Annotated in this window: 15 protein-coding genes; 11 read left to right on the forward strand and 4 right to left on the reverse strand. The window is 70.5% G+C overall.

Annotated features, from left to right (window positions below; translation table 11 throughout):
• The coding region (locus ACLEQD_RS24340; protein WP_410387171.1) for a glycosyltransferase 87 family protein at positions 1 to 917 on the reverse strand (917 nt) is incomplete at its 3' end.
• 351 nt (positions 918 to 1,268) lie between these two features.
• Here ACLEQD_RS24340 and ACLEQD_RS24345 point away from each other — a divergent pair.
• The 6 genes from ACLEQD_RS24345 to ACLEQD_RS24370 all read left to right on the forward strand — a co-directional run bounded on the left by ACLEQD_RS24345 (position 1,269) and on the right by ACLEQD_RS24370 (position 7,529).
• Positions 1,269 to 1,841 carry a hypothetical protein gene (locus ACLEQD_RS24345; RefSeq protein ID WP_410387173.1) on the forward strand — a complete coding sequence of 191 codons (573 nt, stop codon included), beginning with the start codon at positions 1,269 to 1,271 and terminating at the stop codon, positions 1,839 to 1,841.
• Positions 1,838 to 2,836 (forward strand): cytochrome c, encoded by a 999-nt coding sequence (locus ACLEQD_RS24350; protein WP_410387175.1) that lies wholly within the window; start codon positions 1,838 to 1,840, stop codon positions 2,834 to 2,836. Before ACLEQD_RS24345 ends, ACLEQD_RS24350 begins: the two co-directional genes overlap by 4 nt.
• A 103-nt stretch (positions 2,837 to 2,939) precedes the next feature.
• Positions 2,940 to 4,052, forward strand: a complete 1,113-nt coding sequence (locus ACLEQD_RS24355) for a LysM peptidoglycan-binding domain-containing protein (RefSeq protein WP_410387177.1) — start codon at positions 2,940 to 2,942, stop codon at positions 4,050 to 4,052.
• Positions 4,053 to 4,182: 130 nt separating this feature from the next.
• Positions 4,183 to 5,355, forward strand: coding sequence for an AAA family ATPase (locus tag ACLEQD_RS24360; RefSeq protein ID WP_410387197.1), 1,173 nt, complete (start codon positions 4,183 to 4,185; stop codon positions 5,353 to 5,355).
• On the forward strand, positions 5,352 to 5,918 hold the full coding sequence (locus ACLEQD_RS24365; protein ID WP_410387179.1) for a hypothetical protein: 567 nt from the start codon (positions 5,352 to 5,354) through the stop codon (positions 5,916 to 5,918). The genes ACLEQD_RS24360 and ACLEQD_RS24365 overlap by 4 nt, the downstream gene beginning before the upstream one ends.
• A 132-nt stretch (positions 5,919 to 6,050) precedes the next feature.
• Positions 6,051 to 7,529: a hypothetical protein gene (locus ACLEQD_RS24370; RefSeq protein WP_410387181.1), complete on the forward strand. Its 1,479-nt coding sequence runs from the start codon at positions 6,051 to 6,053 to the stop codon at positions 7,527 to 7,529.
• On the opposite strand, the gene ACLEQD_RS24375 is transcribed toward ACLEQD_RS24370, so the two are convergent.
• Complete coding sequence (locus tag ACLEQD_RS24375) at positions 7,530 to 8,033, reverse strand: arsinothricin resistance N-acetyltransferase ArsN1 family A (protein ID WP_410387183.1); 504 nt, start codon at positions 8,031 to 8,033, stop codon at positions 7,530 to 7,532.
• Entirely contained in the window at positions 8,030 to 8,812 is a 783-nt protein-coding gene (locus tag ACLEQD_RS24380; protein ID WP_410387185.1) for a hypothetical protein, read from the reverse strand. Before ACLEQD_RS24380 ends, ACLEQD_RS24375 begins: the two co-directional genes overlap by 4 nt.
• 237 nt (positions 8,813 to 9,049) lie before the next feature.
• On the opposite strand from ACLEQD_RS24380, the gene ACLEQD_RS24385 reads away from it, so the two are divergent.
• The 5 genes from ACLEQD_RS24385 (at position 9,050) to ACLEQD_RS24405 (ending at position 11,929) form a co-directional block, all read left to right on the forward strand.
• The gene (locus ACLEQD_RS24385; protein WP_410387187.1) at positions 9,050 to 9,475 is read left to right on the forward strand and encodes a nuclear transport factor 2 family protein; all 426 of its coding nucleotides are present in this window, start codon (positions 9,050 to 9,052) and stop codon (positions 9,473 to 9,475) included.
• 179 nt (positions 9,476 to 9,654) lie between these two features.
• A complete protein-coding gene (locus ACLEQD_RS24390) occupies positions 9,655 to 9,855 on the forward strand; it encodes a hypothetical protein (protein ID WP_410387189.1) in 201 nt (66 codons plus the stop codon).
• An 8-nt stretch (positions 9,856 to 9,863) separates the two neighbouring features.
• Positions 9,864 to 10,478 (forward strand): hypothetical protein, encoded by a 615-nt coding sequence (locus tag ACLEQD_RS24395; RefSeq protein WP_410387190.1) that lies wholly within the window; start codon positions 9,864 to 9,866, stop codon positions 10,476 to 10,478.
• Positions 10,479 to 10,556: 78 nt separating this feature from the next.
• Positions 10,557 to 11,129 (forward strand): YceI family protein, encoded by a 573-nt coding sequence (locus tag ACLEQD_RS24400; RefSeq protein ID WP_410387192.1) that lies wholly within the window; start codon positions 10,557 to 10,559, stop codon positions 11,127 to 11,129.
• Positions 11,126 to 11,929, forward strand: a complete 804-nt coding sequence (locus ACLEQD_RS24405; protein ID WP_410387194.1) for a Rieske 2Fe-2S domain-containing protein — start codon at positions 11,126 to 11,128, stop codon at positions 11,927 to 11,929. The genes ACLEQD_RS24400 and ACLEQD_RS24405 overlap by 4 nt, the downstream gene beginning before the upstream one ends.
• 58 nt (positions 11,930 to 11,987) lie before the next feature.
• On the opposite strand, the gene ACLEQD_RS24410 is transcribed toward ACLEQD_RS24405, so the two are convergent.
• Positions 11,988 to 12,431: CBS domain-containing protein (locus ACLEQD_RS24410; protein WP_410387195.1), on the reverse strand; the 444-nt coding region annotated here is incomplete at its 5' end.

The following is a 12,431-nucleotide window of genomic DNA, read 5'->3' on the forward strand; positions in this document are numbered from 1 at the left end:
TTGTACTGGTTCCAGTAGGTCCGTGACGCGAGGAACAGGGCCACGCTGAGGAGGAACGCGCAGGCGAAGAAGCGGGCGGCGGGGCGGTGCTCCGGGGGCGCGCGGAAGGCGCGCACGCACGCGGTGCCCAGGCCCACGAGCGCGAGGAGCACTTCGCCCAGCCGGCGCTCGTGGAAGATGTCGCGCAGGCGCAGCCAGCGGTCCGGCTCACCGTCCGCGGGGCGCACGGCCTGGAAGGTGATGACGTCGCGGAGGAACTCGGAAGGGGCGAGCGCGGCCAGCGGGCCCACGACGACGGCGAAGGTGGCGAACACGACGAGCACGGGCAGGAGCGCGTGCCGCCAGGCCTCCTTGCCCGGACGGGCGAACAGCGCGGCGACGAGCCACAGTCCCCCGGGGAGCTTCACGGAGAGGGCGAGGCCCAGGAGCACGCCCGCGCCGATGCGGCGTGCGCGGGAGTGGGCGCCAGCGGCGAGCCAGAGGTTCGCGAAGCCCAGGCACAGGACGTTGAGCAGGGGCTCGAGGAAGGTGCCCCGCTCGACGAGGGCGGCCTCCGGATACGCGGCATACGCGAGCGCGGCCACGCAGCCCGCGAGCGGCCCCCAGGCGCGCCAGGCGACGCGGCCCGCGAGGAACACGCACAGGGCGCCCACGGCGGCGGCGAGGTAGCGGGTGACGCCGTAGGCGGTGGCCGCATCGAGCCCCAGCGTGAGCGCGGCGCCGGGAGCCCAGAGCAGGAGGCCGCCGGGCGGGTGGACGAAGATGAAGTCGCGGTAGGGCAGGTCCCCGCGCAGCAGGAGTGACGCGGCGGAGAAGTAGACGCCCTCGTCGTAGTCCATGGGGTAGCCCATGGGCCCGGAGCGATGGAAGAACGCGAGCGCGCGCAGCACCCAGGCCCCCAGCGCGACGATGAGCAACGGCCAGAGGTCCAGGCCGCTCGGGGCGCGAGGGAGGACGGATGGGGACGGAGCAGCGAGCGGAGTGGGCGCGGGTTGCATCGGGAGTCAGCGCGGGAGGCTACTACCGGAGGGCCTGACCGTACGCGGGCTTCTTGCGTGGCACGGTGGGCACGCGCACGACGGCTCCAGGCCTCAACGAGACTTCCATTCACCTGCATGTGCCGCACCGCGCCCCGTGCCGGACCTGTAGGGATTCACGGGTGTGATGCACGGACGTGATTCGACCGATGGGCACCGCTCCGAGGGACGGGGGGCCGCCCGGCCTCCTGGCCCTTTCCGCCGGCTCCAGGCGTGCGAGAGTCCTGCCCCGTGAGCACGAACGAATGGGCCTCGCCGTCCTCCCAGCGTGACGAAGGGAACCTCTGGTTCGGGAGCGTCATCGCGCATGGCGCGGCCACGATGCTCTTCTGCGCGGTGGCCTTCACGGCGGGCTTCTACCGGCTGCGCGGCTTCTGGCCTCCCGCGTCCGCGCGTCCCGGAGTGCTCGTTCCCGCGCTGGCGGGTGGGCTCCTCGTCATCGGGGCCGTGCTGCTGCACGCCGTGCTCGGACGTGGCGTGGAGCCACGGCGGACCCGGCTCCCGCTGGCAGGCGTGCTGGGCGCAGGGGCGGGATTCCTCGCGACCCAGGCGGCGTGGCTGCACGTGCTGTTCTGGTACCGCGACCTGCGCATCCCCGACGGCGGTGTCTTCGCCTCCGCGCTGTATGGCCTGTCGGCCGTGCAGGCCGCGCACCTGGCGGTCGTGCTCGTGGGCTTGCTGCGCGCGGGACTTCGCGTCCTGCGCGGCCTGGAGGCACGGGCTCCGTTGCGGCGGGCCCTGCCCGGCTGGTGGTGTTCGACGGTGATGTACGGCGTCCTCTTCGCGGTGGTGTACCTCCCATGAAGCCCACTTCCTGCTTCTCGCTTCGCATGCTCGCCGTGCTCGCGCTCGGGGCGTTCGCCCCCGCGTGCCGCAAGGAGACGCCCACCTTCGAGCCGCTGAAGCTCGCGGATGGCACCACCGTCCCCGCCGCGACGCTGGCCCGTGGCCATGACGTCTACACGCACTACTGCGCGTCCTGTCACGGCGAGAAGGGCGACGGCCAGGGCCCGGCGGGCTCCGGCATGCGGCCTCCACCGCGCAACTTCCGCCAGGGCCTCTACAAGTTCGGCGGCGTGGCCGCGGGCGAGCTGCCCACGGACGACGCGCTGAAGCGCACCCTGCGCCGGGGCCTGCACGGCACGCCCATGTTCGCGTGGGACGTGCCCCCGGCGGACGTGGACGCCGTGGTGCAGTACCTCAAGACCCTCAGCCCGCGCTGGACGCAGGAGTCCCCCGGCGCGGCCATCGCCCTGTCCGACGACCCGTGGAAGGGCCGTGAAGCCGAGGCCGTGGAGCGCGGCCGCACCGTCTACCACGTGGCCGGCAAGGGCAACGCGGGCTGCGCCAGCTGCCACGTCGCGTACCTGCCCCGCGCGGAGCTCGCCGCGCTCACGGAGCGCGTCACCGGCCGCAAGGTGAACCTGGCGAACGCGGATCCGTACACCGCGCTGCCTCGGGATTCGGACTACTCGCTCACCGTGGACGCGAAGGGTGAAGCCACGCAGCTGGCCAAGGTGCTGCCGCCCGACTTCCTCTTCCATCGCCTGCGCACCGTGTGGCCCCAGGGCACGCGAGTGGAGGGCCTGCCGTACACCGCGCAGGCCCAGCGCGAGGACCTCTACCGCGTCATGGCCGCGGGCGTCGGCGGCGCCGCCATGCCTTCGTGGAAGGGCGCCATCCCGGAGGAGAACCTCTGGGCGCTCACGTACTACGTGCAGAGCCTGATCGTGATGCACGACACCTCCGCGGCCCGCGACCTTCAGCAACGGTTGCGTGACTCGAAGGTGCAGGAATAACGGATTGATGCAGCAACCTGAAAAGTGGGTCTTCCTGGGAAACTAATTCCCAGCCGTCGCGAAAATCCGGGCACTGATTCCCTCTTTTCCCGGAGTTTCACCCGTGACGACCTATTCCGTTCGCAGCGGCGACACGTTGAGCGGCCTCGCGCAGCGCTTCAACACGTCGGTGGGTTCGCTCCAGAAGACGAACCACATCGCCAACGCGAACCTCATCCGCGTGGGCCAGCGGCTGACGGTGCCGGACGGGTTCCAGGCGGCGCCGTCCAAGGCGGGCAGCTACACGGTGCGCAGCGGGGACACGCTGAGCGGCATCGCGGGGCGGCACGGCACGACGGCGGCGGCGCTGGCGAAGGCGAACCACATCGCCAACCCGAACAAGATCTACGTGGGCCAGAAGCTGACGATTCCGGGCGCGGGCGGAGGCTCGGCGCCGGTGACGTCGAAGCCGCCTGCTTCCGGGGGCGCCTCGTACACGGTGCGCAGCGGGGACACGTTGAGCGGCATCGCGGGCCGGTACGGCACGACGGTGGGGGCGTTGCAGCAGGCGAACCACCTCTCGAACCCGAACAAGATCTACGTGGGGCAGAAGCTCACGATTCCGGGCCGCACCGGCGGAACGGGCGGGACGTCGAAGCCGCCTCCGTCCACGGGCGGTGTGAGCGGGACGCCGGGCACGTCGGGTGGGAAGGGCGGGGTGACGGCGGCGCAGCTGCGGCGGATCATGCCGAACCTGTCGCAGGCGAAGGCGGAGCAGTACCTGCCGCACCTGAACAAGGCGATGGCGGAGGCGAACATCAACACGCCCCGGCGCAAGGAGATGTTCCTGGCGCAGCTGGCGCATGAGAGCGGCGAGCTGCGCTACATGGAGGAGATCGCCTCCGGCGCGGCGTACGAGGGCCGCAAGGACCTGGGCAACACGCAGCCGGGCGACGGCAAGCGCTACAAGGGCCGGGGCCCCATCCAGCTCACGGGCCGCGCGAACTACCGTGCGGCGGGCAAGGCGCTGGGCATCGACCTGGAAGGGCACCCGGAGCGCGCGAAGGATCCGGACGTCGCGTTCCGCATCGCGGGTTGGTACTGGCAGTCGCGCAACCTGAACAGCTACGCGGACGCGGGCAACTTCCGCGAGGTCACCCGCCGCATCAACGGCGGCTACAACGGCCTCGCGAGCCGCGAGATGTACTACCGCCGCGCGCAGAACGTGCTGGGCTGAGAACCGGTCCGACTGTCGGACAGGTTCTGGGACTCCGGGCCTTCGGGGCCGGGGTCCTTTGTCGTTTCTGGAGGACGCTCGGCGGGGATGGGCGTTCGCGCGTGAGGGGCCGTGAAGTAGGGTGGTGGCGATGCTGGAATCCATCCACCTCAAGAACTTCAAGAGCTTCGCGGACGCGGAGGTGAAGCTCGCTCCGGTGACGGTGCTCGTGGGGGCGAACGGCTCCGGCAAGAGCAATCTGCTGGATGCCTTGCGGCTGGTTCAGCGGTTGGAGCTGGGATGGACGCTGACCGAGGCTCTCCAGGGGAGGCGTGAGGCGGGACGTGAAGTCGCTCCCGCGCTGCGTGGTGGAAGCATGGGGCTCGCGCGTTCGGTGGATGCGCCCGTCGAGCTGACGCTTCGCTGGAACTCGGAGGGCCAGTCACTCACCCACGAAATGGGCATCGAGGTCCGGGGAGAACCTGCGTTTCGTTGGGAACGACTGACCCTGGACGGCGCCTTTCGGGGTATCTGGAAGGCGGTGCCTGGCAAGGAGGGGTTGCCCGAGGCTGTGAGGGCGTCCCTGCCATCAGAAGACGGCGTTCACACCGTTCTCGTTCCGAGCAGGGCTCATCAGAGTTTCTTTCGGGAGGCACGCTACAGCAGGTTGTCATCCAGGACGATGGAAGACGCCCTCTTCCTGGAGGTCATTCCAGCTCGGATGCGTGGCTACTCGCCTCAGCAGGACATCGAGTTGGGGGCCGAAGGCGAGAACATCTCGTCCGTGCTCTGGTCTCTCAGCCAGCGCAACCCGGATACGCAGCAGGAATGGGTGGACTGGCTCGCCGAGCTGTGCGGACCGGAGATCGTCGGGCTCGAATTCAGCAGGACCGAGCTGGGTGACGTGATGCTCGTCCTCGCGGAGAAGGACGGGACCCGGACACCGGCGCGGAGCTTGTCGGACGGGACGCTGCGCTTCCTGGGAACACTGGTTGCATTGAGGACCGTGCGGGAGGGCAGCCTCGTGATTCTGGAAGAGCCCGAGACCGGACTTCATCCTCAGCGCATCCACCTGCTCGTGGAGTTCCTGGAAGCGATGACGCGTGAACGCAAACTCCAGGTCATCCTGACCACGCATTCGCCGCAGGTCCTCCAGGCACTGTCCGCCGAGGCCCTGAAGAACACCGTGCTCTGTGCTCGTTCTCCCGAACAGGAGGGCACGGTGCTGCGCCGCCTGGGCGACCTTCCTCACTTCGAGGAAGTGTCGAAGCACTCCAACATCGAGCACCTCTTCACCACGGGCTGGCTGGAGCGCGCATTGTGAAGGTCCTCGTCATTCCCGAGGACCCGACGCGCGACCAGTACATCCTCAAGCCCATCGTCGAGAAGCTCTTCGAGGAGCTGGGACGGAAGGCTCGTGTCGAGGTCCTGAAGGATCCTCATCTCCGAGGCACCTCCGAAGCGCTCGACAAGAAGACGATTGAGGGCATCGTCGCGGAGAACCCGATGGAGAACCTGTTTCTCCTGATGGTCGACCGGGACGGAGATCGACTGGGCAACTCCCATCAGGCAGCGGGCCGCGAAGCGGATCATCCACACCGGCTCATCGCCTGCCTCGCCGTTGAAGAGGTCGAGGTGTGGATGCTCGCACTGCATCGTGATGCGCTCGACGCTCCATGGTCGGAGGTTCGTGCGCACCATGACCCCAAGGAGCGCTACGCGGATCCGTTTCTGCGTCAGCAGGGATGGCTCATGCAGGTCGGAAGCGGTCGCAAACGCGCCATGCATGGATTGGGAGCCCAGTGGCAGGCCCTACTCACGGTCTGCCCGGAGCTGAAGGACCTCCGCGACCGGCTGCGAGCCTGGCTGGACCGCACTCCCGTCTGAATGCGTCCGCGCAAGAGGATCCCGGGTCCGAAAGGCGGATCCTCCCTGCCTCAAAGCCGCTGATTCCAGGCACCTGACGCTGGCGCACCGGGTGCACCGTGGACCGGCTCCTCCTTCCTCGGAGCGAGCCTGATGTCCCGAATCGATGCGCCCGGTAGCAGTCCCCTGTCCCCCGACCCCACGCTTCCTGAACCCGATGCACCCGCGCCCGAGCTTCGCGTGGGCACGACCGCGTCCCGCAGGACCTCCGTCAGTGAGAGCAGCGCCTCCGCCCCTTCGCGCAACGAGCTGCGTGCCTATGACGGCCCCTCCACCGCGCCCACTGCACCCCGTGCCTCCACGCCGCCAGCCGAAGGGCCCGCCGTGTCCGCACGCGAGCTCGCGGCCATGGGCGGCCGGCTGCGTTCCCCTTCCGCCCCTGTCCCCGAGGACGTCTATGCCTCGGTCCGCTCGCACCTGACGCGCAGCCTGTCCAACCCCTTCCTCACCGGCAGCGACGTGAAGGCCACGCACGATGCGCTGGGCTCCGTGCCTCGTGACGCCTACCTCGCCACGCTGGAGCGCATGGACCGTGACGGCCTGCTCGCCTCCTACGTGTCCCGGATGGACGCTCCGTCGCGCCAGTCCTTCCTCGAACAGGCCGCGTCGAAGGGCGTCCTGTCTCTTCGCGCGGGCAGTGCACCCGGACCGCTCGGCATGCCCGGACGGCCGGAGACGTTCGTCAATGATCCGAAGCTGCCCGGAGCGCTGCGGGACGCGGTGAACGCCCACGCCACCGATACCGGCCGCGCCGCCGTCGTCGCCTACGACGCGTACCTGCAACGCCATGGCGATGCCGTGGCCCAGGCCGGAAGTCTCCCTGCGCTTCGCGCGCTCGGGCCTCCGCAGGCGCTGGACCTTCGCGAGACGTCGCTCGGCCTCTCCTGGTCCGACCCGCGACGTGAGCGCTACGAGGCCGAATGGAAGGCCGGGCTGGGACGTCCTCAGCACTCGCTCGTCCAGGCCTACGCGGCCGTCAGCGCCCGCGCGCAGGTCCTCTCCGGGGAGCGGCCCGCCGGCGCCTTCGTCTCCGCCGAAGTGAGCGCGGCCCACGACCTGCTCCACTTCAAGAGCGAGGCCCATGCCTCCGCTCGCGGCACCACCGACCTCCAGACGCAGGCGGGCGTCGCCGCGAAGGCCGGGCCCGTGGGCCTCGAAGTGATGACGGACGCGCACGGCAAGACGGAGACGCAGCTCCAGGTGGACCTGGGCATCGCCAGCGTGAGCCGGGACTCGGAGGGCAAGGTGGAGCTGTCCCTGGGCGCGGGTTCGCATGCCCGCGCCCACGCGACCCTCAACCCTCGCACCGCGGAGTTCGGCGGCGGCATCGCCTTCGAGACCTCCGACAAGGCCGGCCAGAGCCACGCCGGCCTCAAGCTGGGCTACGGCCTGCGCGGCCTCTCCCCCGAGCGCGCCGCCCAGGCCGTCCGTGGCGACATCCCCGGCCTCTTCAGCCGCCCCCGGGACCTGGACCCCGGCGTCGCCTGGGAGGCCCTGCCCGCGGAGCGCCGGGCCCTCTATGAGCGGCAGGGCTGGACGCGCGAGGAGTGGGCCCAGGACGCGCGGCGCTGATCACTTCACGTTCGCGGGCAGCAGCTTCTCCACCACCACCACGTCGTGCCACACACCGTCCAGCGGGGCGTGCTTCTCGTGCACGCCCACCTCCCGGAACCCCAGCCGCCCCAGCAGCGCGCGGCTGCGCACGTTGGTGGCGAAGACGCGCGAGGTGAGCTTGTGGAAGCCCGCGCCTTCCGCCTCTTTCATCAGCGCCTGCATCAGGTGCCGGCCCACGTCGCGGCCCCGGGCCTCCGGCGCCACGTAGATGCTGAAGTCCGCGATGCCCGCGTAGCACTCGCGCGGGCTGTACGCGCTGGTGGAGGCGTACGCGATGACGCGCCCGTCCTCCTCCGCCACCAGCACCGGGTGGCGCTTGCCCAGCCACGCGTCGATGTCCTCGGGCGTGCGCGGGCGCGTCTCGAAGGTGGAGGCGCGCTCGGCGAGGGCCGCGTTGTAGATGGCCGCGATGGCGGCCCGGTCCTCACGCGTGGCGGCCCGGACGGTGGGCAGCGCGGTCATGGCGTGGGCCCGGGCTCGCTCGGCTCCAGCGGCTCCTCCGTGTCCGGCTCCGGGCGCAGGGCGAAGGCGGTCCACGTCGCGAGGTGCCACGGGACGGTGAGCAGGGAGAGGCCACTCGTGAGCAGCGCGGACGGGAGGGCGATCAGGCTCCACACCACCGCCGCCGCCCACAGCACCGTCGAGCTGATGACCTGCAGGTCCCGCGACCGGGATTGGTGGCCCACCAGGGAGAGCAGGGTGAAGAGCCAGAGGACCGCGCCAATGCCCATCGCCACCTCGGTCGCCGCCGGTATCCGGAAGTATTTGAGGAAGAACCCCACCACCACGAGGCCCGCGGATTGGTACAGCAGGCTCACCACCGCCAGGGTGATGTCGCCTCCGCTCAGCCCCGGCTCCTTCCCGTTGGCGCGCTTCGTCTCCAGCAGCTCGGGCGGCAGCTCCAGCGCGTAGGGATAGCCCAGGGCGAGCAGGGCCTCCTTCGCCGCGTGCCGCACCTTCATCCCGCCCGAGCCCGTGTAGTCCCCCTCCGCGCTGTTCCGGTCCAGCAGCTCCAGCAGCAGATCCGCGCGCTCGCGCAGCGGTTCGTCCGGCGCGGGCGGCCGGCCCAGGCCCACGATGAGCGCGTCGATGTCCGCGCGCACCAGCCCCGGAGAGCGCACCTCCTCCAGCAGGAACGTCAGCGGCGGGTACGACTCCGCCGCGACGGGCGCGGGAAGGTCGGTGGGCGCCTCGTCGACGGTGGACGGCGGCGGGGCGGAACGGAGGGCTTCCTGGGACATGGGGGCTCCTGCGGGACAGTCATCCTCCGGCGAAAGCCCGCGAGCAAGGGGGCCCCGCTGCCCCTGGCGCCCCAGAGGAGACAGTGTCAGCCGGGCACGGCCCACCCGGGGGCGAGGGGACAGCGCCGCCGTCCGGAGGACGAGCGGGCAGCCGCCGGAAGGAGGCCACCTCCCTCCCGCGTGCGCACCCTTCCCGGGCACACCCCTTACTTCTCATGCGACGAACGAGGACTCCCGATGGCGATGGAACGAGCGCAGCGGTTCGTGGACGCACTGCTGAAACTGGAGGAGCACGGCGACATCGAGCCGATGGTCGCCCTCTTCACCGACGACGCGCAGGTGAGCAACGTCGCCTCGCCCAGTGTCTTCTCCGGCGTCGACGGCGCCCGCCGCTTCTGGACCGAGTACAAGGGCACCCTGGGCCAGGTGAAGTCCACCTTCCGCAACATGATTGAGTCCGGCGACCGCGTGGCCCTGGAGTGGGAGACGCAGGGCACCGCGCACAACGGGGCCGCCGTCGCCTACGAGGGCGTCTCCATCCTCGAGTGGGACGGCGACCGGGTCCGCCGCTTCTTCGCCTACTTCGACCCTCACGCCCTGGGGCAGGAGCTGGCCCACGGCACCGCCCCCCGTTCCGAGGTGCCTTCGACGACGCCGGCCTGACGCGGGAGAGACTTTCGGCGGCCCCCGGGGTTCATGACGCTGGCCATCCCGGGGTGCACCGCCATGAAAGGTTCACCGGACCCTGTGTGCACTTCCGTGCACTGGGACCTTCAGCCGGGGTAGCCTGAGAAGACCTGGCCCGCTCTTTTTCGACGGGCTGCGTTGTCCCCCGGAACCCCATGATGACCCGCGTCATTGCCCCCCTCCTGGCCATGCTGCTCCTGGCGGCCTCCCCCGCTGGCGCGGCCCTCGCGTCGGACGCCCCCGTGCTGGTCGCCGCGGCCAAGCGCAAGCCCGTGAAGCGCAAGCCCGCCCGTCCGGTGTCTGGCTCCTCGCGGGAGACCGCGCCGCGGCCCCCCCCGCGGCCTCGCCGCCGGTGACGCCGGACGTGACGCCGCCCGTGTCCGCCACGCAGGAGCCGGGCTCCCAGGGCTCGGCAGGTTCGGCGGGGACGACGGACTCCCCGGCCACGCAGGGCTCCACGTCCGAGCCCAGCCTGGACTTCGACCTGCTCACGCCGGAGGCGGAGGCGTCCAAGGGCCTCCTGGATCCGGACCTGCAAAAGGACCTGGAGACGCGCCGCACCATGCTCAAGCTGCACCAGGGCCTGGGCCTGGCCATGGCGGGCGGGCTCACCGCGGCCACCGTGCTGGGGCAGCTCCAGTTCAACGAGTCCTTCCGGGGGGGCGGGGATGATCGCACGCTGCTCGCCTGGCACCGGGGCGTCGTCATCGGCACGTCGGTGCTGTTCGCCACGGTGGGCACGCTGGGCCTGCTGGCGCCGGATCCGGTGGAGCGCGCGTTCCAGTGGGACACGGTGACGTTCCACAAGATCTTCATGAGCCTGGCCACCGCCGGGATGATCACCCAGGCCATCCTGGGCATCCTCGCCACCCACAGCTACGGCGAAATCACGGAGCCGAAGTACGCGACCGCGCACCAGGTGGTGGGCTATGCCACGTTGGGCTGCGTCGCCGCGGGCATCGTCACGCTCACCTTCTGACCCTCATCCCCCTGTCGTGAATGTCTCCGCGCGCCGGCCGTTGTGCGGAGGCAAGCCGTATCCCCTCTGGAGGCCGCCGTGATTGCTCGACGACTCGTTCTGTCCGCTGCCCTGCTGCTCGCGCTGCCCGCCGCCGCGCAGAACGCGAAGATGTACTCGGTGAAGAAGGACGCCAGCTCCCTCACCTACAGGCTCATCCACAAGATGCACACCGTGTCCGGCAAGGCGCCCCCCAGCGAGGGCAAGGCCGTGCTGAAGCCGGACGGCACCCTCCAGGTGGCCGTGCGCGCGCAGGTGAAGGACTTCGACTCGCAGAACTCCAACCGCGACACGCACATGCTGGAGGTGACGGAGGCCTCCAAGTTCCCGCTGGTGGAGGTCAAGGCCGTGGGAACCGGCGTGAAGACGCCCGCCGCCTTCCCGGCCTCCGTGCCCGTCACCCTCAAGGGCAAGCTCACCTTCCACGGCGTGACGAAGGCCGTGGAGATCCCCATGACGGTGAAGTTCGACTCCGCCACCCAGGTGACGGCGGACGGGTCCTTCAAGATCAGCCTGGAGGGCTACAACATCGAACGGCCCACGCTGCTGCTCGTGAAGGTGGAAGACGAGCTCGTGCTGGAGCCGCACCTCGTCTTCTCGGAGGGCACGTGAGCTCGTCGCGCCGCGACTTCTTCAAGAAGGTCCTGGGAACGGGCGCCGTGGTGGCGGGGCTGCCGGCGTGCGCGCCGGACATCGACCCCGCGCCGGTGCTGGACGTGCAGATGCCGGGTGACGACGGCATCGTGTCGCTGGTGGTGCAGCGCTACCCGGACCTGTCCCGCACGGGCGGCGCGGTGACGCTGCGCTTCCCGGGCGGCTCCGGGCAGGAGAACCTGCTGGTGATGCACCCGTCCGCGGACACCTACTCGGTGCTGTCCGCCACGTGCACCCACGTGGGCTGCCCCATGGGCTTCGACGGCACGGAGGCCGTGTGCCCCTGCCACCTGTCGAAGTTCAACGCCACGACGGGCGCGGTGACGCAAGAGCCCGCCACGGTGCCGCTCAAGACGTACGTGTGCACGTACAACGCGGGCACGCAGGTGCTGAGCATCAACATCAAGGCCGGTGACGACGCCTTCCCCTCGGTGGTGAACGGCACCGTGACGCTGCCGTTCGCCCAGTTCCCGGACCTCCAGAGCACGGGCGGCATGGTGAGCGGCCGGCCCACCGGTTACGGAAAGACCATCTTCGTCTTCAAGCTGGAGGACGGGACCTATTCGGCGGTGGACTCCATCTGCCCGCATCAGCAGTGCGAGGTGGGCTTCGAGTCCAGCATCGATGGCCTGCTCTGCCCCTGCCACGCGTCCACGTTCACCAAGACGGGCACCGTCACGCAGGGCCCCGCCACCAGCGACCTGAAGAAGTTCACGGTCACGGCGGACGCGTCCGGCGTGGTCGTCACCATCGCCTGAGCCCCGGACGGCCCGGGGACGACGGGAGGCCCCAGAAGGCCTCCCGTCCCCGTGAGCCTCAGCGCAGCCGGCTCCAGAACGAGCGCCGGGACGAGATGCGCTCCAGCGCCTCCTGCAGCTCCTCGTCCTGATCCGCGCGGCTGGCGACGTCCCCCATCGCGATGATGCCCACCAGCCGGTCGTCGGGCTCCACCACGGGGATGCGGCGCACCTGCTTGCGGCCCATCAGCTCGATGACGCCGTGCAGGTCCTCCTCCGGCAGCACCGCCTCCACCTCCTCCGTCATCACGTCCGCCGCGCGCAGGCCGTCCACGGCGCGCTGTCCGGCGAAGGCGCGCAGCGCGAGGTCGCGGTCCGTGACCAGGCCCAGGAGCCGCCCCTCCGCGTCCACGATGGGCACCACGCCGCAGTCCTCGTCGCGCATGAGCTGCGCCACCTCGCGCAACGTGCTGTCGCGGCGGGCGGTGCGCACCTGGCGGGTCATGATGTCGCGCGCGGTGAG

The sequence above is a fragment of the Corallococcus sp. 4LFB genome, assembly GCF_046520365.1.
In the GTDB taxonomy this organism is placed as follows: Bacteria; Myxococcota; Myxococcia; order Myxococcales; family Myxococcaceae; genus Corallococcus; species Corallococcus caeni.

Bases quoted from the DNA above. Each gene is read 5' to 3' on its own strand.
- ACLEQD_RS24350 (WP_410387175.1), top strand. From the start codon at position 1,838: ATGAAGCCCACTTCCTGCTTCTCGCTTCGCATGCTCGCCGTGCTCGCG.
- ACLEQD_RS24360 (WP_410387197.1), top strand. From the start codon at position 4,183: ATGCTGGAATCCATCCACCTCAAGAACTTCAAGAGCTTCGCGGACGCG.
- ACLEQD_RS24370 (WP_410387181.1), top strand. From the start codon at position 6,051: ATGTCCCGAATCGATGCGCCCGGTAGCAGTCCCCTGTCCCCCGACCCC.
- ACLEQD_RS24375 (WP_410387183.1), bottom strand. From the start codon at position 8,033: ATGACCGCGCTGCCCACCGTCCGGGCCGCCACGCGTGAGGACCGGGCC.
- ACLEQD_RS24380 (WP_410387185.1), bottom strand. From the start codon at position 8,812: ATGTCCCAGGAAGCCCTCCGTTCCGCCCCGCCGCCGTCCACCGTCGAC.
- ACLEQD_RS24385 (WP_410387187.1), top strand. From the start codon at position 9,050: ATGGCGATGGAACGAGCGCAGCGGTTCGTGGACGCACTGCTGAAACTG.
- ACLEQD_RS24390 (WP_410387189.1), top strand. From the start codon at position 9,655: ATGATGACCCGCGTCATTGCCCCCCTCCTGGCCATGCTGCTCCTGGCG.